Origin of the sequence: Streptomyces sp. NPDC006602 (genome assembly GCF_042870385.1) — a bacterium.
GTDB lineage: Bacteria > Actinomycetota > Actinomycetes > Streptomycetales > Streptomycetaceae > Streptomyces.
The window spans coordinates 195,479-216,695 of sequence record NZ_JBIAHG010000003.1 but is presented as its reverse complement, the minus strand read 5'-3'; the positions used below and the strand labels follow the sequence as shown (position 1 = coordinate 216,695).

Below are 21,217 nucleotides of genomic sequence, written 5' to 3'. Positions count from 1 at the left end.
ATGGGGGCCTTGCGGAGGGCAGGCGGCAGCACACGAGCGCACGCGGCGTCGCGTCCACCGGCCCACTCCACGAGGCCCGGACGTCATCTCACCCCGGCCTGATGGCCGGGCGCGGCTGTCGACAGGTCCTCGGACTGACTCTCATACGCGCATATGCAGGCATGAGTACACCGTTGCGGGACAGTTCCGGATTCACACCGGATTCCCCTGCGGCGACAGCGAGCATGAGCATACATCTTGTGCCGTGTGAGGACAGCACCCCCATATGTTGTGTCGTACCCGCTTCAGAGCGTCAACTCATAGGTGAGAAGAGTGATGTCGACGTCCGGGATCGGGTTCCAGTCACGCTCCGGGACGCGGACGAAGCCCAGACGCTCGTAGATGCGGTGGGCGGAGTACATGGTGTGCTGGGTCGACAGGACGATGGCCGTGCAGCCGTCGGTGGCCCGGGCACGGTCGACGCACGCGCGTACGAGTGCCTCTCCGGCGCCTCGGCCGCGGGCCGCCCGATCGACGGCGAGCATCCGTATCTCCGCCTCTCCAGGGCGGGCGATGTCGGCCATGGGGCCGCCCGACGGCACGAAGGTGACTCCGCCGAGGGGTTGGTCGCCCCGGGTGGCCACGAGTACGTCCGCGGCGGCCGCCCGCTTGGCCACGTCCTTCAGCTCGCCGAGGTACCAGTCGTCCTCCCCGAAGTCGAGGAGGCCGTCCTGGAGGTAGGCCTGGGCGGTGATGTCGCCGAGGGGTTGGTAGTCGTCAGGTCGTGCCTGCCTGATCACGATGTCCATGCCGGGCAGTGTGCAACAGGGATACGACAACGGGCCGCCGGATTTCTCCGACGGCCCGTGATGATGTACGTACGACTCAGTGCGTGGTGCCCGCGGTCGCCGGCGGCAGCTCCACCTGCACCCCGGGGTCGCCCGCGTCCGCCGTGTAGTCCTCCGGGGACGTCTCGTCGATGCCCTCGGGGGCCTTCAGCGCCTTCAGGGCGAAGGTCAGGACCACCGTCACCACCACGTTCAGGACGAACGCCGTGAGGCCGATGTAGCCGATCTCCCCGATGCCGGGGATCTCCTTGGACGAGCCGCCGAAGTGCTTCTGCGTCGGCGAGGCGACGCCGTACGCGGCGAGGGTGCCGTACAGCATGCCGACCGCCCAGCCGGCGAGCAGGGCCCAGCGGTGGAACCAGCGGGTGAACAGGCCGCCGACCAGCGCGGGGAAGGTCTGCAGGATCCAGATGCCGCCCAGCAGCTGGAAGTTGATGGCGACCGTCTTGTCCATGGTCAGGACGAAGACCAGCGCGCCCACCTTCACCAGCAGGGACACCAGCTTGGAGACCTTGGTCTCCTGGGCGGGTGTCGCGTCCGGCTTGATGAAGTCCTTGTAGATGTTGCGGGTGAAGAGGTTCGCGGCCGCGATCGACATGATCGCCGCGGGGACGAGGGCGCCGATGCCGATGGCCGCGAAGGCCACGCCCGCGAACCAGTCCGGGAACATCGTCTCGAACAGCTGCGGGATCGCCAACTGCCCGTTGGTGACCTTGACTCCGGCCGCGATCGCCATGAAGCCCAGCAGGGCGAGGAGGCCCAGCATCAGCGAGTACAGCGGCAGGATGGTGGTGTTGCGGCGGATCACGTCGCGGCTCTTCGAGGACAGCGTCGCCGTGATCGAGTGCGGGTACATGAAGAGTGCGAGCGCGGAGCCCAACGCCAGCGTGGCGTACGTCCACTGCCCCGCATCGCCCGGCGCCAGCGCACCGCGCGGCGCGCCCGTGGCCGGGTTGGTCTGGCTGAACGCGTCACCCGCCTTGGCGAAGATCTCGTCGAAGCCGCCCAGCTTGATCGGGATGTAGATGATCGCCACCGCGATGACGATGTAGATCAGCGTGTCCTTCACGAACGCGATCAGCGCGGGGGCCCGCAGACCCGACGAGTAGGTGTACGCCGCCAGCACACCGAAGGCGATCAGCAGCGGCAGGTCCTTGACGAACCAGTTGGTGTCCTCGCCGCCGCCGACGCCCATCACGTCCAGCACGGCCTGGATGCCGACCAGTTGGAGCGCGATGTACGGCATGGTCGCGAGGATGCCGGTGACGGCCACCGCCAGCGACAGCCCCTTGGAGCCATGGCGGCCGCGCACGAAGTCCGAGGTCGTCACGTACCCGTGCTTGTGCGAGACCGACCACAGGCGGGGCAGGAACGTGAAGATCAGCGGGTAGACCAGGATGGTGTAGGGCACCGCGAAGAAGCCGGCCGCGCCCGCCGCGTAGATCGCCGCCGGGACCGCCACGAAGGTGTACGCCGTGTACAGGTCGCCGCCGAGCAGGAACCAGGTGATCCAGGTGCCGAACGACCGGCCGCCCAGGCCCCATTCGTCGAGGCTGTGCTCGTTGTCGGCCTTGCGCCAGCGCGCGGCCACGAAGCCCAGGATCGTGACGGCCAGGAAGAAGAAGATGAAGACGGCGAGTGCGACGCCGTTGACTCCGTCGTTCACTTCGACGCGCCCCCGTTCCGCGAAGCGCGGGCGCGCTGGTCACGCTGCCACAGCTTGTACGCGGTCATCGTCAGCGCGGTGGAGATCAGCACCCACGCCATCTGGTACCAGTAGAAGAACGGGATGCCGATGAAGGCGGGGTCCACCTTCGCGTAGGAACCCACCCACAGCATCGCCACGAAGGGCGCGAAGAGGCAGAGGGCGATGACCACGCGGACCGGTGTCAGCACCGGTGGTCTCACTTCAGGCGCATTGGACATACCGCGGCTCCGTCCCCTCGCTGATCACGTGCAACGCGCAGGCAATGTAGGCGACGGTGTCAGGAGAGCGGAAGACCTCGTCCGCATATCGGTATGTGGTGGTTTTGTGTCCGCCTTCAGCCCCGTGCCCGTCTCCTTCTCGGCAGCAGCGGAACCCCTGCCGGGGGTCGGCCTCCTGTCGGTCCGTGCGCATCCGCTCGAAACTCGTCCGGGTGCTAGTCCTGGGGCCTCTTGAGCCGGGCGACGAACTTGTAGCGGTCGCCGCGGTAGACGGACCGCACCCACTCCACCGGTTCCCCCTGCCGGTCCAGCGAGTGGCGGGACAGCATCAGCATCGGCAGGCCGACATCGGTGCCGAGCAGGCCGGCCTCGCGCGGGGTGGCCAGCGAGGTCTCGATGGTCTCCTCGGCCTCGGCGAGGTGGACGTCGTAGACCTCGGCGAGCGCGGTGTAGAGGGACGTGTACTTGACCAGGGACCTCCGCAGCGCCGGGAAGCGCTTCGCGCTCAGGTGGGTCGTCTCGATGGCCATCGGCTCGCCGTTGGCCATGCGCAGGCGCTCGATGCGCAGCACCCGCCCGCCGGCCGTGATGTCGAGCAGGCCGGCGAGGCGGTCGTCGGCGGTGATGTAGCCGATGTCGAGCAGCTGGGAGGTGGGTTCGAGGCCCTGGGCGCGCATGTCCTCGGTGTACGAGGTGAGTTGGAGGGCCTGCGAGACCTTCGGCTTGGCGACGAAGGTGCCCTTGCCCTGGATGCGCTCCAGGCGCCCCTCGACGACCAGTTCCTGAAGGGCCTGGCGCACGGTGGTGCGCGAGGTGTCGAACTCGGCGGCCAGCGTGCGCTCGGGCGGCACGGGAGTGCCGGGCGACTGCGTCTCCGTCATGTCGAGGAGGTGCTTCTTCAGGCGGTAGTACTTGGGCACGCGCGCGGTACGGACGGTAGCCCCACCCTCGTTCTCCGCACTGCTGACGTCGGTGCTCATGCTCTGCCTTCCCGGCTCCGGGTGCCGAAGCGACCGACGTCCCGTCGGCCACGGGTCACATCGTGGCACGGCAGCGTACCGGGATGTCCCCGCACGCTGTGTGATCCCCTCTGTATACCCTCGCGATTCCCGCTGGTCTAGTCCACCCCGCGCCCTCATTGGTGCGGGTGGTCCACGCGAAGTGGTCCGTCCGATCTGTCGCTTGTCTGCCACTTGCGGAATCGGTCGCGGAATGAAAGGTCCCTGCATATCTCGGTACCGCAACGGACGCCTGCGCCTGCTCGAACGCCCTTGACAGCCCTATTGGTCTGGGCCAAGCTCCCCCTACTGGTCTACACCATTGGTCCAGGTCCCGGCCCCATGGGCGGTAGGTGCATTCGACGCCGTTCACCGCAGGGAGCAGGGGGGTTTGTGGCATCCCTGAGGAGGGTGGCGTGAAGCGCAAGCTGATAGTCGCGATCGGTATCGCGGGCATGATGGTCTCCGTCGCGGCGTGCGGGGGCGACAGCGGCAGCGGAGACTCGGACAAGAGCGGCGCGGACGCCAAGGAGCTGACCGTCTGGCTCACCGTCGACGCGCAGAACAACTGGCCGCAGCTGGTGAAGGCGGCGGACGCCGCGGTCACCAAGGCGCACCCGGGTATCAAGATCAACCACGAGTACTACGGCTGGCCGGACAAGAACGCCAAGCTCGACGCGGTCCTCGCCACCGACAAGGCCCCCGACGTCGTCGAGATGGGCAACACGGAGATGCTGAGCTACATGGTCAAGGGCGCCTTCGCTCCCCTCGACCCGGCGAAGTTCGACAGTTCCTCCGCCTGGCTGGACGGCCTCAAGGCATCGGTGACGTACGAGGACAAGACGTACGGCGTCCCCTACTACGCGGGCGGTCGCGTCGCCAACTGGCGCAAGGACCTGTTCGCCTCGGTGGGCGTCAAGTCCGTCCCGAAGACGTACGACGAGCTGACCGCCGCCCTGGACAAGGTCCAGAAGAAGGAGGGCGACAAGTTCAGCGCCTGGTACCAGCCCACCCGTGACTGGTACGCGGCCATGTCCTTCGTCTACGACGCCGGCGGCTCGATCGCCGTCGAGTCGGGCGGCCAGTGGAAGGGCAACCTCTCCTCGCCCGAGTCCATCAAGGGCCTCAAGGAGTTCAAGAACGTCGTCGACAAGTACATGCACGGCGACAAGACCAAGGACGAGTCCGACCGTTACATCGTCTACGGCCAGGGCAAGTCCGGCATGATCTTCGCCCCCGCCTGGGAGGGCGCGACCGCCGCGGCCCCGGAGAACGACAAGACCGGCAAGCTCAAGGGCAACGTCGAGAACTTCGTGATGCCCGGCCCCTCCGGCAAGAACCTCCCCGTCTTCCTGGGCGGCTCCGACCTCGCCGTCCCGGTGAAGTCGGACGCGCAGGCGGTCGCCGCCGAGTGGATCAACGCGTTCACCGGTCCCTCCGGCCAGAAGGGCCTGATGGCCAAGGGCAACCTGCCCAACAACAAGACCGACCTCGCCACGCTGAAGAACGACCCGGCGACCGCGGTCCCGGCCACCGCGGCCGAGTCCAACTGGTTCGTCCCGATGGCACCGGGCTGGGGCCAGGTCGAGAAGGCCCAGGTCCTGCAGACCATGCTGCAGGGCATCGGCACCGGCAAGAAGTCGGTCGAGGACGCCGCCAAGGACGCGGACGCCGCGATCGACAAGGTCATCAACGCCGAGTGACCACGGGCGGGGCCCCGCTGAGACCGGCGGGGCCCCGCTTCTCGTACGACCTGCCTGTGCGGGGCGTCCGCTTTCGTACGACGTGAGGGACCGCTGAGGAGCGCGCGGATGAGTGCCGACACGACCACCCCTGCCAAGGTGCCGCCGCAGCGGCAGGCACCGCCACCACCGGCCGTGGCGAAGAAGCCACCCAGAGGCCGGCCTTCCGGCGGAGCGGGTACCCCCTGGCTCCTGCTCGCCCCCTGTCTGCTGATCCTGGCGCTCGTCCTCGGCTACCCGTTGGTCCGTCTGGTCACCCTCTCCTTCCAGAAGTTCGGGCAGTCCCAGCTGTGGGGCTTCCAGCCGGCCGAGTCGGTCGGGTTCGACAACTTCACCAAGGTGCTGGGCGACAGCGAGTTCTGGGCGGTCGTCGGACGGACCATCGTCTTCGCGGCCGGCTGCGTGATCTTCACCATGGTCATCGGGATGCTGATCGCGCTGCTGCTCCAGCGGGTCTCCGGCTGGGTGAAGACGCTCATCAACATCGCCCTGGTGGCCAGTTGGGGCATGCCGATCATCGTCGCCACCACGGTCTTCAAGTGGCTGTTCGACGCGGACTACGGCATCCTCAACGCGCTGCTCAGCAAGTTGCCGGGCGTGGAGATGATCGGCCACAACTGGTTCGCGAGCGGGCCGCAGGGCCTGGCCGTGATCATGCTGCTGGTGGTCTGGGGGGCGGTGCCCTTCGTGGTGATCACGCTGAGCGCCGGTCTCACCCAGGTCCCGCAGGAACTGGCAGAGGCGGCCCGGCTCGACGGCGCCGGCGCCTGGGGCGTCTTCCGTTACGTCACGCTCCCCATCCTCAAACCGATCATCGTGATGCTCACGACCCTGTCGGTCATCTGGGACATGGGCGTCTTTCCGCAGGTCTTCGTGATGCGCAACGGCCATCCCGAGGCCGAGTTCCAGATCCTCACCACGTACTCGTACGACCGCGCCTTCGTGGTCAACGACTACGCGCAGGGCTCGGCGATCGCCCTGCTCACCGTGGTGTTGCTGCTCGGCGTGGTCGCCGTCTACATGCGCCAGATGCTGAAGATCGGAGAGGTCGAATGAGCACACTGACGACTCCCGCGCACCGGAAGTCGAAGGTCGGCTGGAACGTCCTCGGTCTCCTCGTCTTCGTCACCGCCGGCTTCCCCGTCTACTGGATGCTCAACACGGCGTTCAAACCGGCCAAGGACGCCATCGACCCGGACCCGAGCGTGCTGCCCACGGGCCTCACCCTGTCCAACTTCAGCCGGGCGCTGGACATCGCCGACTTCTGGGGCCCGGTCGGCCGCAGCCTGGTCGTGTCCCTCGCGGTGGTCCTGATCGGCATGGTCGTCGGCATGCTCGCCGCGCTCGCCATCTCCCGGTTCGCCTTCCGCGGCCGGAAGATCGTGATCGTGGGCATCCTCGCGGTCCAGATGGTCCCGCTGGTCGCCATGATCATCCCGGTCTTCCTGCTCCTGAACGACCTCGGCCAGTACGACCGGCTGACCGGCCTGATCATCACGTACCTGACCTTCATCCTCCCCTTCACGGTGTGGACGCTGCGCGGCTTCATCGTCAACATCCCGAAGGAGCTTGAGGAGGCGGCGATGGTCGACGGCTGCTCCCGCACCAGCGCCTTCATCCGGGTCGTGTTCCCGCTGCTGGCCCCCGGCATGGTCGCCACCTCGGTCTACGGCTTCATCCAGGCCTGGAACGAGTACCTGTACGCCCTCATGCTGCTCAGCCAGAAGAACCAGACCGCGACCGTCTGGCTCGGCAACTTCACCACCAAGCACGGCACCGAATACGCCCCGATGATGGCCGGATCCACCATGATGGCCGTGCCGATCGTCGTCCTCTTCCTCCTCGTCCAGCGCAAGATGGCCGCGGGCCTGACCGCGGGCGCCGTGAAGGGATAACGCACCCGATGACGACATTCGCCAGCGGTACAGACACCCTCACGCGCGACGCGCTGACGGTCCTCCAGCCCGGCTTCCCCGGCACCACCGCCCCCGACTGGCTGCTGCGCCGCCTGGGCGAGGGCCTCGCCTCCGTCGGCCTGTTCGGCCGCAACATCGCCTCGCCCGAGCAACTCGCCGCGCTCACCGCCCAGTTGCGCGCCGAACGTGACGACGTACTCGTCGCGATCGACGAGGAGGGCGGAGACGTGACGCGCCTTGAGGTGCGGACGGGCTCCAGCTTCCCCGGCAACAACGCGCTCGGCGCGGTCGACGACGTCTCGCTCACGCAGGAGGTGGCCTTGGAACTCGGCCGCCGCCTCGCGGCCTGCGGGGTGAACCTCAACTGGGCCCCGTCGGCCGACGTGAACTCCAACCCGTCGAACCCGGTGATCGGCGTACGGTCCTTCGGCGCCGACCCCCACCTGGTCGCCCGCCACACGGCGGCCTACGTCACCGGCCTCCAGTCCGCCGGAGTCGCCGCCTGCACCAAGCACTTCCCCGGCCACGGCGACACAGCGGTCGACTCCCACCACGCGCTGCCCCGCATCGACGTGGACGCGCCGGCTCTGCGCGAACGCGAACTGGCCCCGTTCCGCGCGGCGATCGCCGCCGGCACCCGAGCGGTGATGACCGCCCACATCCTGGTCCCGGCCCTGGACCCGGAACGCCCGGCCACCCTGTCCCGCCGGATCCTCACCGACCTGCTCCGCCGCGAACTCGGCTACGACGGCCTCATCGTCACCGACGGCATGGAGATGCGGGCCATCGCCGGCACCTACGGCATCGAACGCGGCAGCGTCCTGGCCCTCGCCGCCGGGGCCGACGCGATCTGCGTGGGCGGCGGCCTGGCCGACGACGCCACGGTGCGCCGCCTGCGCGATGCCCTGATCACCGCCGTACACACCGGCGAACTCCCCGAGGCCCGCCTGGCCGACGCGGCGCAGCGGGTACGGGGACTGGCCGCGTGGACGGCGTCGGCGGCCCGAACGGCACAGAACGCCTCCCCGGGCTTCGTCGGCCATGACGTCGGCCTGCGCGCGGCCCGCCGCGCCCTGCGGCTCACCGGCGGGGAGACCTTCACCCCGCTCACCGAACCCCCGTATGTCGCCGCGTTCACCCCGGTGGCGAACTTCGCCGTGGGCGACGAGACCCCGTGGGGCGTGGCCGCGGAGCTGTCCCGGCTGCTCCCCGGCACTCAGACGGGCACCTTCACCGACGAGGACGCCGCGCACACGGCCCTGCGGGCGGCCGACGGGCGCCGCATCGTGGCCGTCGTCCGCGACGAACACCGCCACCCCTGGACGGCGGCGGCCCTCGACACCCTGCTGGCGGCCCGCCCCGACACGATCGTGGTCGAAATGGGCCTCCCGCAGGCCACCCCTCGAGGTGCCCTGCACATCGCCACCCACGGCGCGGCCCGCGTGTGCGGGCGGGTGGCGGCGGAGATCATCGCGGGCGCCGGGACCGCCGTGGGCGCGTAGCCGCACCACACAGCGCACGCTCCACTCGTACGACGAAGGCGCCGGGCCCCCGATCGGGGGCCCGGCGCCTTTCCACACGGGCCAGGGCCCGCTGAATCCCCGCTCGTCCCCCTGCTAGATCCCCTGCCACTCCGGCTTGTTGGCGTACGTGTACCGGAAGTAGTCCGCCAGCTTCAGCTTGGACGCGGCGGCCTCGTCGACCACGACCGTCGCGTGCGGGTGGAGCTGGAGCGCGGAGGCGGGGCACACCGCGGCGACCGGCCCCTCCACGGTCGCGGCGATCGCGTCCGCCTTGCCCTCGCCCGTCGCCAGCAGCACCAGGTGCCGCGCCTCAAGGATCGTCCCGATGCCCTGCGTGATGACGTGGTGCGGCACCTGCTTGATGTCGCCGTCGAAGAACCGGGCGTTGTCGACGCGGGTCTGCTCGGTGAGCGTCTTGATCCGCGTCCGCGAGGCCAGCGACGAGCAGGGCTCGTTGAATCCGATGTGCCCGTCGGTCCCGATCCCCAGCAACTGAAGGTCCACCCCGCCGGCCTCGGCCAGCGCCCTGTCGTACGCCTCGCACGCCCCCTGCACGTCCGCCGCCGTGCCGTCCGGCCCCATGAACGCGTCCATCCCGATCCCGAGCGGCTCCAGCACCTCGCGCCTGAGCACCGAGCGGTACGACTCCGGGTGCTCGGCAGGCAGCCCCACGTACTCGTCGAGCTGTGCGATCCAGGCCCGGGCGGTGTCCACCGCGCCGGAGCGCACCTTGGACGCCAGTGCCTCGTAGATGGGCAGCGGTGTCGACCCGGTGGCCACCCCGAGCAGGGCGTCAGGCTTGCGTCGGAGCAGCTGCGCCATGGCCTGGGCGATGAGCTCGCCGCCCGACTTGGCGTCCGGAACGATGACAACTTCCACGCTGGGCCTGCCGATCTGAAGAGGGAAACGGCCTATGTGGTGTAGACCAATCTAACAGAGGCCGGTCGCACGGCCCAGGTGCGGATTCCGCGGGCGCCCGCGGAAATTGCCATGGCCATCTGGCCCCGCACATGAACCCACACGGGTTAGGCTGCGTGAAGGATGTCAGGACGTCCTACTAGTGGGGACACCGCGGCGACACCCGCGGGAAAGCCACAAGAACGAACAGTCTCCGTCTTCCCCGCACAGGAAGGCGGTACGAGGAACCGGAGCTCTCTGCCCTGACTGCCCCGGGTCCTCATCCTTCGGCCGACTGGGACCGCACACCCCACGGTCGATATTGCTCCGGGCTGCGGTGCCGGGAGGGTTGAGGGTCCCTCCCAGGCGCCGCGGCCCGCGGGTGTTTTCGGGCCGGTCCAAATGCCCAGGTACGCTCACACACGTGCCCTCCATGAACGAACTCGTACACCAGCACACGGCCCTCGACGACTCCGACCTCGAGTGGCTGCACCTGCTGGTCTCGGAGTGGCAGCTGCTCTCCGACCTCTCCTTCGCCGACCTCGTCCTGTGGGTCCCCACCCGCGACGGCACCCGCTATGTCTCCGTCGCCCAGATGCGGCCCAACACCGGCCCCACCTCGTACCAGGACGACATGGTCGGCCACCTCGTCCCGCGCGGCCGCCGCCCCCTGCTGGACGCCGCCCACGACGAGGGCCGGATCGTGCGCGAGGGCGACCCGGAGTGGCGCGAGGAGGTCCCGGTCCGCGTCGAGTCGATCCCCGTACGACGGGAGGGACGCGTCCTCGGTGTCATCGCCCGCAACACCAACCTCCTGACCGTGCGCACCCCGAGCCGCCTGGAGCTGACGTACCTCCAGAGCGCCTCGGACCTCGCACAGATGATCGCGGCCGGCTCCTTCCCGTTCGCGAACCAGCAGGTCGACATGGACGCCTCGCCCCGCGTCGGCGACGGCCTGATCCGCCTCGACGCGGACGGCGTCGTCCAGTACGCCTCGCCGAACGCGCTGTCCGCCTACCACCGCATGGGCCTCGCCTCCGACCTGGTCGGCCACCACCTCGGCATGACCACCGCCGAACTCGCCCCGACCCACGGGCCGGTGGACGAGGCGCTCGCCAAGGTGGCCAGCGGATGGGCGCCGCGCGAGTTCGAGATCGAGGCCAGCGACGGGGTGATCCAGTTCCGGGCGATCCCGCTCAAGCCCAAGGGCACCCGGATCGGATCGCTGGTCCTGCTCCGCGATGTCACGGAACTGCGGCGCCGCGAGCGTGAGTTGATCACCAAGGACGCGACGATCAGGGAGATCCACCACCGCGTCAAGAACAACCTCCAGACCGTGGCGGCGCTGCTGAGACTCCAGGCCCGGCGCATCGACTCCGACAGCGGCCGCGAGGCGCTCGAGGAGGCGGTACGGCGGGTCGGGTCCATCGCGATCGTGCACGAGACGCTGTCCCAGAACCTCGACGAGCGGGTCGAGTTCGACGAGATCGCCGACCGCGTCCTCGCGATGGTCGCCGAGATCTCGCCGGGCAAGGTCACCGGTCGGCGCTCCGGCCGCTTCGGCATCCTGGACGCGGAGGTCGCCACGCCCCTGTCCATGGTGCTGACCGAGATCCTCCAGAACGCCCTGGAGCACGGCTTCCGCGAGGGCGACACCGGCACCGTCGAGGTCTCCGCGGTCCGCGGCGGCACCACCAAGGAGTCCCGCCTCCTCGTCACCGTCCAGGACGACGGCGTCGGCCTCCCCGAGGGCTTCGCCCCGCACACCGACGGCAACCTCGGTCTGCAGATCGTACGAACCCTCGTGGAGGGCGAGTTGGGCGGCACGTTCGACATGGTCCCGGCACCGGAGCGGGGCACTCAGGTGATCCTGGACATTCCGGTGCGGGCGCACAAGTAGGTGCGGGCGTCCCCGGACAGCAAAGAGCCCCGGACCGTTCAGGGTCCGGGGCTCATCATGCTCGTTGCCAGCATTTGCTGCGCATCGGGGGTACTGCGCGCTGCGGCTCGGGGGCGGGAGATGCGTACTCGCTGTACGCGCCGCCAAGCTCAGGCTGTTTGCGGGGCGGGTGTCAGGCGGAAGCCTGACGGGCCCGGTTGCGGGCGGCGCGGCGCTTCATGGCGCGGCGCTCGTCCTCGCTGAGACCACCCCAGACGCCGGAGTCCTGGCCGGACTCGAGCGCCCACTGCAGGCACTGCTCCATAACCGGGCAGCGACGGCAGACGGCCTTGGCTTCCTCGATCTGCAGCAGCGCAGGACCGGTGTTGCCGATGGGGAAGAAGAGCTCGGGGTCTTCCTCGCGGCAAACGGCGTTGTGACGCCAGTCCATGGCTGCTACCTCTCCTTGGTATTACATGCAAGTTGCTTGTGAATGTGAACGCTTTCACGAATCCCTCAACAAGTGAAGGGCCGACTGCCAGGTTCCCTGGTGTGGTCCTGTGATTTGAAGAGGGGTTCCGGTGATCTGCTGAGGCCGGTGTTGCGGGCCGTCCCGATCGCCACGTAGAGACTCGCAAACCTCAGCGGCGGATACAACCCCTTCTGGAAAGTTTTTTTTGATTCCTCGGTGTCGACTAGGTCACAGCCGTACTTCCATGGGGTGGATCCTGGTCTAAACGTTCGAGTGAAAGGACTTTGGCCCCTTCTGCTCACACAATCACACGCAGTGCACGGCGTACGCCTGTGAACGTCACGCTCGTACGCAGCCCTAGGTGGTCGCCGTCCATCTGGAGGGGCAGCGGGACCTTCGAATGCAAGGTGAACTGGTCCAGGTCGTGCAAGGAGACGGCGTGCTTGCCGTGCGGTCCACGCTCGGGGGACGAAGTGAGCAACTGGGTGCCATACCGGGCAACCGCGGTCGTCGTCATACGGCTGAGACCCAGTACGTCGAGGCCTTTATCGAACGAGGCCTTAGGTGACGCGTACATCGGGTGATTGCCCAGGAAGGTCCACGGAGAGGTGTTCGAGACTATGGAGAGCACCAGATCGGTGACCGGCTCCGCGTCCGGCCGCTCCAGAGTGATCGTTCCGTGCCGGCGGTGGGCCTCGCCGAAGAACTGGCGCATCGCCTGGCGCACGTAGAGCGCGTGGGTGGACCTTCGGCCGCGCTCGCGCTGCTGTTCGACCCGCCCGACGACTCCGGCGTCGAAACCGAGACCCGCGTTGAAGGTGAACCAGCGGGACGGCACAGCCTCGTCGTCCGACCCGGGGGTGCCCGAGGCCAGACCCAGGCCGACCATGCGTTCGCCGCCGTCGCGCAGGGCATCCAGGAGGGCGCCGGTTGCTTCCACGGCGTCGTTGGGGAGGCCCAGGGCGCGGGCGAAGACGTTCGTCGAGCCGCCGGGGACCACGGCGAGGCCTGGCAGGCGCTCCGGGTCGGGGCCGGCGTGCAGCAGGCCGTTGACCACCTCGTTGACCGTGCCGTCGCCGCCGAGGGCCACGACGAGGTCGACGTCCGCGCTCTCCGCCGCCTGCCGGCCCAGGTCGCGCGCGTGGCCGCGGTACTCGGTGGTGACCGCCTCGAGCTTCATCTCGCTCGCGAGCGCGTGGATCAGGACATCGCGCGTACGTGCGCTTGTGGTGGTTGCCGCCGGATTGACCACGAGAAGTGCACGCATGAGTTGCAGCGTACCTACTGGGTGGTACCGGGCACAGGCCGAGGTAGGGATCAAGTAAGACTTCCGGGCGTGAACCTCGCCACGGGGGCGTAACGGCCGAGAGCTACCCTGCTGGTGTGAGCGCTGAGAACCCCACCCCCGAAGCCGCCCGAGAGGCGGGTCCCCGTCCCGGCCGGCTGACCGCGGCGGCGGCGCTGGCCGCACTGGAGGGGCTCGCCCTGGCCGTCGGCGGCGTCTGGATGCTGGTGGAGGGCTTCGCGGGTGACCCGGACGACAGGCGGTCGGCCGTCACCGGGGGCATCACCCTGATCGTGCTCGCACTGCTGCCGCTGCTCGCGGCCCGCGGGCTGCTCGCCCGGCGCAGCTGGAGCCGGGGGCCGGCCGTCATCACACAGATCATGGCGCTGCCGGTGGCCTACAACCTGCTCCAGGCCGACAGTGTGGCGATCCCGGCGGGGATCGCGCTCGCGGTCGTGGCCCTGACCGCGCTGGTTCTGCTCGTCAACGCGGAGACGACCCGGGCCCTCGGGATCCGTGGGCCCGGCAACGCGTCGAAGCAACCGCCTCAGAGGTAAAACCGGGGCGTTACTCCTCCACCAGCAGTTTCTCCCGCAGCTGCGCCAGCGTCCGGGCCAGCAGCCGGGACACGTGCATCTGCGAGATGCCGACTTCCTGCGCGATCTGCGACTGGGTCATGTTGCCGAAGAAGCGCAGCAACAGGATCCGCTTCTCGCGCGGGGGCAGGTCCTCGAGGAGAGGCTTGAGCGATTCCCGGTACTCGACGCCCTCCAGCGCCTCGTCCTCCGCGCCCAGGGTGTCCGCGACCGCCGGGGACTCGTCGTCGGTGTCGGGGACGTCCAGGGACAGCGTGGAGTACGCGTTGGCGGACTCCAGGCCCTCCAGGACCTCCTCCTCCGAGATGGCCAGCTTCTCGGCCAGCTCGTGCACCGTCGGGGAGCGGCCGTGCTGCTGGGACAGCTCGGCCGTGGCCGTGGTCAGCGCCAGCCGCAGCTCCTGCAGCCGGCGCGGCACCCGCACCGCCCAGCCCTTGTCGCGGAAGTGCCGCTTGATCTCCCCGACGACCGTCGGCGTCGCGTACGTCGAGAACTCCACCCCGCGGTCCGGGTCGAAGCGGTCCACCGACTTGATCAGGCCGATGGTGGCGACCTGGGTGAGGTCGTCCAGCGGCTCGCCGCGGTTGCGGAAGCGGCGAGCGAGGTGCTCGACGAGCGGCAGGTGCATGCGGACCAGCCGGTTGCGCAGCTCCGCGTACTCCGGGCTGCCGTCCTTCAGGGTGCGCAGCTCCAGGAACAAGGCACGCGCCCCGCTGCGGTCCTGAGGGTCGTGCCGCGTGGCCTGCACGCGCTGCGCGGCCTTCGCCTCGTTGTCGGAGTTTCGCTCGTGCTCGCTCATCGTCCCGCCCGTAGCCCTTCCCCGAGCCCTCGCCTGCGCTCGGACAGGGGACACCCCGATCCGTCCGTCCAGAGGCGTGCTCTGCACGGCACCTTCCCGATCACCCTGCCCGTCGTCCGGGAAGCCGGTCTCCGAGGAGTCGTCCTCCGGGTGCGGGCGGGCCTGGTCGGGGATGCCGTCGATGCCGTCCGCCATGCGTCGGGATGTGCTCGGGCCGCCCGTGCCTTCGGCGGCCGGCAGCTCCCGTGTGCCGCGCTCTTCGTCCCGCACCGGCCCGTCCCCGTCCCTCACGCCGGCCCGGGTCCCGCGCCGCGCTGTTTGTAGAGGCTGATCGAAACGGTCTTGTCCTTGTCGACGGCCGACGAGACCTTGCCCGCGAGGGCCGAGAGCACGGTCCAGGCGAAGGTGTCGCGTGCCGGGGCGTGACCGTCCGTGGTCGGGGCCGAGACGGTGACCTCCAGCGAGTCGTCGATGAGGCGGAAGACGCAACTGAGTACGGAGCCGGGCACGGCCTGCTGCAGCAGGATCGCGCAGGCCTCGTCCACCGCGATGCGCAGATCCTCGATCTCGTCGAGGGTGAAGTCCAAACGGGCCGCGAGACCGGCCGTGGCCGTACGCAGCACCGACAGGTAGGCACCCGCAGCCGGCAGCCGGACTTCCACGAAGTCCTGGGTCGCGGGCTCGCCTGCGATCTGGGACACCCTCACCTCCAAGGTGGTACAAGCTTCTCGGGGCCGAGGGTCGCCCCCCGGGGTAACGCGATACATGGTTCTGCGGTGACGCTACCGCGCTCTTAACTTTCCTGTCCCCAGGACCCCAACCCCGCGCTGTCACTCATAGTAAACATGCGAACACGCTCCGTGGCTAGGGGGTTCGCGGACCCAATTGGGAAGAGCGCGCGCCGGGTTGACGTACCCAGGCGTCAGACGGTCGAACCGTCCGGATCGGGGGTCATACGAGGACGTGATCGACGAAGCACCACCGCCATGCCTCACCGGGCTCGAAAGTCCGCATGATCGGGTGTCCGGAGTCCTTGTGGTGCTCCGTCGCATGCCGATGCGGAGAGGAGTCGCAGCAGCCGACGTGGCCGCAGGTCAGGCACAGCCGAAGCTGTACCGGGTGTGTGCCGGTCGCCAGACACTCCAGGCAGGTCTCGCTCAGCGGCCCGGGTTCCGGGTGCGGCAGCGCGTCGGCGTGCGTGCACTGTTTCATGATTGCCAGGTTACGACGGGCGTGCGGATGGCCGCGCGCAAAACCGAGGGCGGGGAAACGACGATGAACAAGGGTGGGCGAGGGCCATGGACGTGATGCCCCTGCTGTTGCTGGTGGCGGGCAGCGCGATGATCGCCGCGGCCGCGAGGCGGACCCCGGTTCCGGCGCCGCTGCTGCTGGTCGCCGCCGGGCTCGTGATCTCGTACGTCCCGGGAGTCCCGGAGTACACCCTCGACCCGCACATCGTGCTGCCGCTCGTCCTGCCCCCGCTGCTTTACACGGCCGCCACCGACAGCTCGTACCTCGATCTGCGCGCACAGCTGCGACCCGTGGCACTGCTGTCGGTCGGGTACGTCCTCTTCGCGACCTTCGCCGTGGGCTGGGCCGCCTATCTGATCGTGCCGGACCTGCCGCTGACCGCGGCCCTGGTGCTGGGCGCGGTGGTGGCGCCGCCGGACGCGGTCGCGGCCACGGCGGTCGCCCGCCGGGTCGGGCTGCCCTCCCGGGTCACCACGATCCTCCAGGGCGAGTCCCTGGTGAACGACGCCACCGCGATCACCGCCTACCGGGTGGCCCTGGCCGCGGCGATCGGTGAGGGCGCCACCTGGGCCGGCGGGATCGGCGAGTTCCTGCTCGCCGCGGTCGGTGGCGTCGGCTTCGGGCTGGTGCTGATGGTGCCCATCCACTGGATGCGTACGCACCTCAAGGAGGCGCTGCTGCAGAACACACTGTCGCTGCTGATCCCGTTCGTCGCCTACGCGGCCGCCGAACAGGTCCACGCCTCCGGTGTCCTCGCGGTCGTCACCGTCGCGCTCTATCTCGGCCACCGCGCGTGGGAGGTCGACTTCGCGACCCGTCTCCAGGAGGAGGCCGTCTGGAAGATGGTCGCGTTCGTCCTGGAGTCGGCGGTCTTCGCCCTCATCGGACTGCAACTGCCCGTGATCCTCAGGGGCCTCGGGGAGTACGAGGGCGGACGCGCCGCCTGGTACGCGGTCGCCCTCTTCCTCGTCGTCGTCGCGACCCGCTTCGTGTGGGTGTACCCGGCGACCTTCCTGCCCCGCTACCTGTCGGCCCGCATCCGGGAACGCGAGGAGGACACCACCTGGAAGGGGCCCTTCGTCATCGCGTGGGCCGGCATGAGAGGCGTGGTCTCCCTGGCCATCGCCTTCTCCATCCCGATGACGATGCACGGCGGCGACCCCTTCCCCGAGCGCAACCTCATCCTCTTCCTGACCTTCACCACGGTCATCGGAACCCTGGTCGTCCAGGGCCTCACCCTGCCCACGCTGGTCCGCCTCCTGAAACTCCCCGGACGAGACCCGCAGGTCGAGACGCTCGCGGAGGCGAACGCCCAGGCGCAGGCCTCCCGGGCCGCCGAGCGCCGCCTGGACGAACTCCTCTCCGACGAGCGCAACGCCCTCCCACCGCCCCTCGCCGACCGCCTCCGCAGCGTCCTGGAACGCCGCCGCAACGCCGTCTGGGAACGCCTCGGTCAGGTCAACCCCCTCACCGGCGAAACCGTCGACGACGCCTACCGCCGTCTGTCCCGGGAGATGATCAGCGCCGAGCGCGCGGTCTTCGTCAAGCTGCGCGACGGCCGCTACATCGACGACGAGATGCTGCGGACACTGCTGCGCAGGCTGGACCTGGAGGAGGCGGCCGCCTACCGGGAGACGGCGTGAGCGTTTTCCGTGCCGAGTGCCGAGTGCCGAGTGCCGAGTGCCGAGTGCCGAGTGCCGAGTGCCGGCGCCGGTTCGGCTGCAAGGCCGGCTGGTCACCCTGCGAACGGGGCCCCGGTCACCACCGCGACCACCGCGTCCCCCTCCTCGAACGCCCTTTCCTCCACCAACGCCACAAGCCCATACAGCAACTTGGCGACATAGAGACGCTCGACCGCCACCCCGTGCCGCCCCTCGAAGTCCTCGGCGAAGGCGTCCAGGTCGGCAGTCGTACGGCCGTAACCCCCGAAATGGAACCGGTCCTCGAGGGCCCAGTCGCCGCGCCGCTCGCCGAAGGCCTGCTCCTGGATCCTTGCTATGTCGGCCGACAGGAAACCGCCCTTCAGGACGGGGATTCCCAGCGCGCGTTGCCCCGGCGCCAGCCCCGCGGCCAGCCCGGCCAGCGTGCCGCCCGTGCCGCAGGCCAGCGCGATGACGTCAGCACGTCCCCGCAGCTCCTCGCCGAGTGCCCGACACCCTCGTACGGCGAGCGCGTTGCTGCCGCCCTCCGGGACGACGTACGCACCTTCCGCGCCGGCTGCCCGCAGCAGCTCCGCCAGGATCTCCGCCTCGTCTTTACGTCGATACGTCGTCCTGTCGACGAAGCGCAGCCGCATACCGTCGGCCACGCATCGGGCCAGTGACGGATTCAGCGGCCGGTCGGCCAGTTCCTGGCCCCGCACGATGCCGATCGTGGGCAGGCCCAGGAGGCGGCCCGCCGCGGCCGTGGCGCGCAGGTGGTTGGAGTACGCGCCGCCGAAGGTGACGACCGTGCGGCCGGCCGCGGCGGTGAGGTTGGGGGCGAGTTTGCGCCACTTGTTGCCGACGAGTTCCGGGTGGATCAGGTCGTCGCGCTTGAGGAGCAGACGGACGCCCCGGCGGGTGAAGCGGTCGTCGGCGACCTCCTGCAACGGCGACGGGAGCCGGGGGCGGAGGGCGGCGAGGCCGGAGGCGTCGGGTCTGGTCACGGCACCATTGTCACCACCTGTTGACGCCGTCCGTCACGTCGGGGCAGGTCGGGTCACTTCAGGCGGTCCCGGATCCGCCCCCGCATCGAGGCCATCGTGAAGCCCCGCGGATCGACCTTCCCCGGCTGCCACTCCAGGTGGCCGACGACCGATCGCTCCGTCCAGCCGTGGTGGCGGCAGATCGCGGCGGCCGCTGCCTCGATCGCCTCGAGCTGGGCCCCCGGCCACGGGTCCTGGCCGTCGCCGAGGTTCTCGCACTCGAAGTTGTAGAAGTGGCGGTTGCCGTCGGTGTCGGCCTCGTTGTCGTGGGGGAGCGCCTTCTCGGCGATCACCGCGCGCAGGACGTCGCCGTCGCCGAGGCCGGCGTGGTTGGCGCGGCCGTAGCCGACGAGGTGGACACGGCCGTCCTTGGTGATGACGCCGTGACACAGCGGTCCCGGAAGGCCCCCGTAGCCGTCCCGGCACAGCTTCACCGTCCGCTCGCTGCCCTTGGTCACGGTGTGGTGGATCATCACGCCGTGGACGGGGCCCCACGGGCCCTTGTGGTTGCGGTTGTGGTGCTCCCAGTCGCCGACCTCGACGACGGTGAGCCCCTCTGCCCTCAGTCCGGCCAGGAAACCGCCCGCGGACATGGGTGAGGCCATGGCCGCCTCCTTCGCGCTGCGCGCCGACCGCCGTGCGCGGTCGCCTCGTATCGCTTGCCTGTACCGGAAGCGGAGGGTCCGGACTATCCGTTCGCACCACGTGCGACCCGATCCGGACAACCTCCGTCCGCTCTCCCGACAGTCGAAGCGGAGGCCGCGCTGGACCGGATCCCCGTATGTGCCCAGTCCGATGGTGATCCATTCCCGCTCGTTCGTGTAATAGCACCGGCACGGTCCGTGCTGGAAGGCTTGTGCGTGCAGATCGATGCGCGGCGCAGATCAGCGCCGGGCAGACCGGGAGGGCAATTCCTTATGTCGGTAGGCGAAGAGGTCCGCACCGAGCAGGACAGGCCGCAGCAGAGCCTCGGCACGGCTGCCGCGCGGAACCTGGCCACCACCACCAAGTCCGTACCTCAGATGCAGGAGATCAGCTCCCGCTGGCTGCTGCGCACACTGCCCTGGGTGAATGTGCAGGGCGGCACGTACCGGGTGAACCGGCGGCTGACCTACGCAGTGGGGGACGGCCGGGTGACATTCGTGAAGACCGGTGACCGCGTCGAGGTGATCCCCGCCGAACTGCGCGAACTTCCCGCCCTGCGCTCCTACGAGGACGAGGAGGTCCTCACCGAACTCGCCCGGCGCTGCGAGCAACGGGAGTTCGGCGCCCGGGACGTGATCGCCGAGTTCGGCAGCCGGACCGACGAGGTCTTCCTGCTGGCGCACGGCAGGGTGGAGAAGGTCGGCACCGGCCCGTACGGCGACGACGCGGTCCTCGGAGTCCTCGCCGACGGCGCGTGCTTCGGCGACCAGGGGCTCCTCGACCCGGACACCATCTGGGAGTACACGGCCCGCGCGGTCACCGCCTGCACGGTGCTCGTCCTGCCCCGCACGCATGTCGAGCAGGTCGCGGAGCGCTCCGAGTCCCTCAGCGGGCATCTCCAGGAGCAGCGCGCGATCCCCTCGCAACGCACCAACAAGTTCGGCGAGAAGGAGATCGACCTCGCGGCCGGCCATGACGGCGAGCCGGACATCCCGCACACCTTCGTCGACTACGAGGCCAGGCCCCGCGAGTACGAACTGAGCATCGCCCAGACCGTGCTGCGCATCCACTCCCGTGTGGCCGACCTCTACAACCAGCCGATGAACCAGACCGAGCAGCAGATCCGGCTGACGGTCGAGGCGTTGAAGGAACGCCAGGAGCACGAGCTCGTCAACAACCGCCAGTTCGGGCTGCTGCACAACTGCGAGTACGACCAGCGCCTCCAGCCGCACGACGGCGTGCCCAGCCCCGACGACCTGGACGAGCTGCTCAGCAGGCGGCGCGGCACCAAGTTGCTGCTCGCCCACCCGCGCGCGATCTCCGCGATCGGGCGTGAGCTCAACAAGCGCGGACTGGTCCCGGAGACCATCGAGGTGGCCGGCAACCGGATCCCCACCTGGCGCGGGGTGCCGATCTACCCGTGCAACAAGATCCCGGTCACCGAGGCCCGTACGACCTCGATCATTGCCATGCGTACCGGCGAGGCGGAGCAGGGCGTCATCGGTCTTCAGCAGGCCGGCATCCCGGACGAGATCGAGCCGAGCCTGTCGGTGCGCTTCATGGGCATCAATGAGCAGGCGATCATCAAGTATCTGGTGACGGCCTACTACTCGGCCGCGGTCCTCGTGCCGGACGCGCTCGGCGTCCTGGAGAACGTCGAGATCGGCCGCTGGAGGTGACGTTCCCGCACGTGGAAGCCGTGTCCCCGCCCTTCGGGGCGGGTACACCCCGCTCGTACGCGCCCAGCCACGGCGCCGGCGCCACGGACCGCGGAC

The 21,217-nt window shown here is 69.4% G+C and carries 20 protein-coding genes and 1 riboswitch; of the genes, 8 read left to right on the top strand and 12 right to left on the bottom strand.

The annotated features are described in order from the left end of the window. Positions 1–124: 124 nt before the first annotated feature. A riboswitch (cobalamin riboswitch) is annotated at positions 125–207 on the bottom strand. A 77-nt stretch (positions 208–284) separates the two neighbouring features. The 4 genes from ACFYO2_RS09755 to ACFYO2_RS09740 form a co-directional block, all read right to left on the bottom strand. Beyond that, positions 285–788: a GNAT family N-acetyltransferase gene (locus tag ACFYO2_RS09755; protein WP_388346594.1), complete on the bottom strand. Its 504-nt coding sequence runs from the start codon at positions 786–788 to the stop codon at positions 285–287. 76 nt (positions 789–864) lie between these two features. After that, positions 865–2,493: a monocarboxylate uptake permease MctP gene (gene mctP, locus ACFYO2_RS09750; RefSeq protein ID WP_388346591.1), complete on the bottom strand. Its 1,629-nt coding sequence runs from the start codon at positions 2,491–2,493 to the stop codon at positions 865–867. Further along, complete coding sequence (locus ACFYO2_RS09745) at positions 2,490–2,753, bottom strand: DUF3311 domain-containing protein (protein ID WP_388346588.1); 264 nt, start codon at positions 2,751–2,753, stop codon at positions 2,490–2,492. The genes mctP and ACFYO2_RS09745 overlap by 4 nt, the downstream gene beginning before the upstream one ends. A 215-nt stretch (positions 2,754–2,968) precedes the next feature. After that, positions 2,969–3,733, bottom strand: coding sequence for a GntR family transcriptional regulator (locus ACFYO2_RS09740; protein WP_388346586.1), 765 nt, complete (start codon positions 3,731–3,733; stop codon positions 2,969–2,971). 434 nt (positions 3,734–4,167) lie between these two features. Here ACFYO2_RS09740 and ACFYO2_RS09735 point away from each other — a divergent pair, with 434 nt between their 5' ends. The 4 genes from ACFYO2_RS09735 (at position 4,168) to ACFYO2_RS09720 (ending at position 8,911) form a co-directional block, all read left to right on the top strand. Continuing rightward, entirely contained in the window at positions 4,168–5,454 is a 1,287-nt protein-coding gene (locus tag ACFYO2_RS09735; RefSeq protein WP_388346583.1) for an extracellular solute-binding protein, read from the top strand. A gap of 108 nt (positions 5,455–5,562) precedes the next feature. Next, entirely contained in the window at positions 5,563–6,549 is a 987-nt protein-coding gene (locus ACFYO2_RS09730; protein ID WP_388346581.1) for a carbohydrate ABC transporter permease, read from the top strand. Continuing rightward, entirely contained in the window at positions 6,546–7,388 is an 843-nt protein-coding gene (locus ACFYO2_RS09725; protein WP_388346578.1) for a carbohydrate ABC transporter permease, read from the top strand. The genes ACFYO2_RS09730 and ACFYO2_RS09725 overlap by 4 nt, the downstream gene beginning before the upstream one ends. An 8-nt stretch (positions 7,389–7,396) precedes the next feature. Then, positions 7,397–8,911 carry a glycoside hydrolase family 3 protein gene (locus tag ACFYO2_RS09720; protein WP_388346576.1) on the top strand — a complete coding sequence of 505 codons (1,515 nt, stop codon included), beginning with the start codon at positions 7,397–7,399 and terminating at the stop codon, positions 8,909–8,911. A gap of 114 nt (positions 8,912–9,025) precedes the next feature. On the opposite strand, the gene nagB is transcribed toward ACFYO2_RS09720, so the two are convergent. Further along, the gene (gene nagB, locus ACFYO2_RS09715) at positions 9,026–9,811 is read right to left on the bottom strand and encodes a glucosamine-6-phosphate deaminase (protein ID WP_388346573.1); all 786 of its coding nucleotides are present in this window, start codon (positions 9,809–9,811) and stop codon (positions 9,026–9,028) included. A 442-nt stretch (positions 9,812–10,253) separates the two neighbouring features. Between nagB and ACFYO2_RS09710 the strand changes: the two genes are divergently transcribed. After that, positions 10,254–11,729 (top strand): sensor histidine kinase, encoded by a 1,476-nt coding sequence (locus tag ACFYO2_RS09710; protein ID WP_388346570.1) that lies wholly within the window; start codon positions 10,254–10,256, stop codon positions 11,727–11,729. Positions 11,730–11,901: 172 nt separating this feature from the next. Here the strand turns inward: ACFYO2_RS09710 and ACFYO2_RS09705 are convergent, their stop codons facing one another. Beyond that, positions 11,902–12,159 carry a WhiB family transcriptional regulator gene (locus tag ACFYO2_RS09705; RefSeq protein WP_016639615.1) on the bottom strand — a complete coding sequence of 86 codons (258 nt, stop codon included), beginning with the start codon at positions 12,157–12,159 and terminating at the stop codon, positions 11,902–11,904. Positions 12,160–12,478: 319 nt separating this feature from the next. Continuing rightward, complete coding sequence (locus tag ACFYO2_RS09700) at positions 12,479–13,447, bottom strand: diacylglycerol/lipid kinase family protein (protein ID WP_388346567.1); 969 nt, start codon at positions 13,445–13,447, stop codon at positions 12,479–12,481. A gap of 116 nt (positions 13,448–13,563) precedes the next feature. Between ACFYO2_RS09700 and ACFYO2_RS09695 the strand changes: the two genes are divergently transcribed. Further along, positions 13,564–14,022, top strand: coding sequence for a hypothetical protein (locus tag ACFYO2_RS09695; RefSeq protein WP_388346565.1), 459 nt, complete (start codon positions 13,564–13,566; stop codon positions 14,020–14,022). Between the two features lie 10 nt (positions 14,023–14,032). Here ACFYO2_RS09695 and ACFYO2_RS09690 read toward each other — a convergent pair whose 3' ends face one another. The 3 genes from ACFYO2_RS09690 to ACFYO2_RS09680 form a co-directional block, all read right to left on the bottom strand. Next, positions 14,033–15,130: an RNA polymerase sigma factor SigF gene (locus ACFYO2_RS09690; RefSeq protein WP_388346563.1), complete on the bottom strand. Its 1,098-nt coding sequence runs from the start codon at positions 15,128–15,130 to the stop codon at positions 14,033–14,035. Positions 15,131–15,147: 17 nt separating this feature from the next. After that, the gene (locus ACFYO2_RS09685) at positions 15,148–15,561 is read right to left on the bottom strand and encodes an anti-sigma regulatory factor (protein ID WP_388346560.1); all 414 of its coding nucleotides are present in this window, start codon (positions 15,559–15,561) and stop codon (positions 15,148–15,150) included. Positions 15,562–15,811: 250 nt separating this feature from the next. Continuing rightward, positions 15,812–16,072, bottom strand: coding sequence for a UBP-type zinc finger domain-containing protein (locus tag ACFYO2_RS09680; RefSeq protein ID WP_388346557.1), 261 nt, complete (start codon positions 16,070–16,072; stop codon positions 15,812–15,814). Between the two features lie 86 nt (positions 16,073–16,158). Between ACFYO2_RS09680 and ACFYO2_RS09675 the strand changes: the two genes are divergently transcribed. Next, positions 16,159–17,754, top strand: coding sequence for a Na+/H+ antiporter (locus ACFYO2_RS09675; RefSeq protein WP_388346554.1), 1,596 nt, complete (start codon positions 16,159–16,161; stop codon positions 17,752–17,754). A 92-nt stretch (positions 17,755–17,846) separates the two neighbouring features. Here ACFYO2_RS09675 and ACFYO2_RS09670 read toward each other — a convergent pair whose 3' ends face one another. After that, positions 17,847–18,758: a 1-aminocyclopropane-1-carboxylate deaminase/D-cysteine desulfhydrase gene (locus tag ACFYO2_RS09670; RefSeq protein WP_388346550.1), complete on the bottom strand. Its 912-nt coding sequence runs from the start codon at positions 18,756–18,758 to the stop codon at positions 17,847–17,849. A 53-nt stretch (positions 18,759–18,811) separates the two neighbouring features. Beyond that, on the bottom strand, positions 18,812–19,402 hold the full coding sequence (locus ACFYO2_RS09665) for an N-acetylmuramoyl-L-alanine amidase (RefSeq protein ID WP_388346547.1): 591 nt from the start codon (positions 19,400–19,402) through the stop codon (positions 18,812–18,814). A gap of 312 nt (positions 19,403–19,714) precedes the next feature. On the opposite strand from ACFYO2_RS09665, the gene ACFYO2_RS09660 reads away from it, so the two are divergent. Continuing rightward, entirely contained in the window at positions 19,715–21,121 is a 1,407-nt protein-coding gene (locus ACFYO2_RS09660) for a family 2B encapsulin nanocompartment shell protein (protein ID WP_388346544.1), read from the top strand. Positions 21,122–21,217 lie beyond the last annotated feature (96 nt).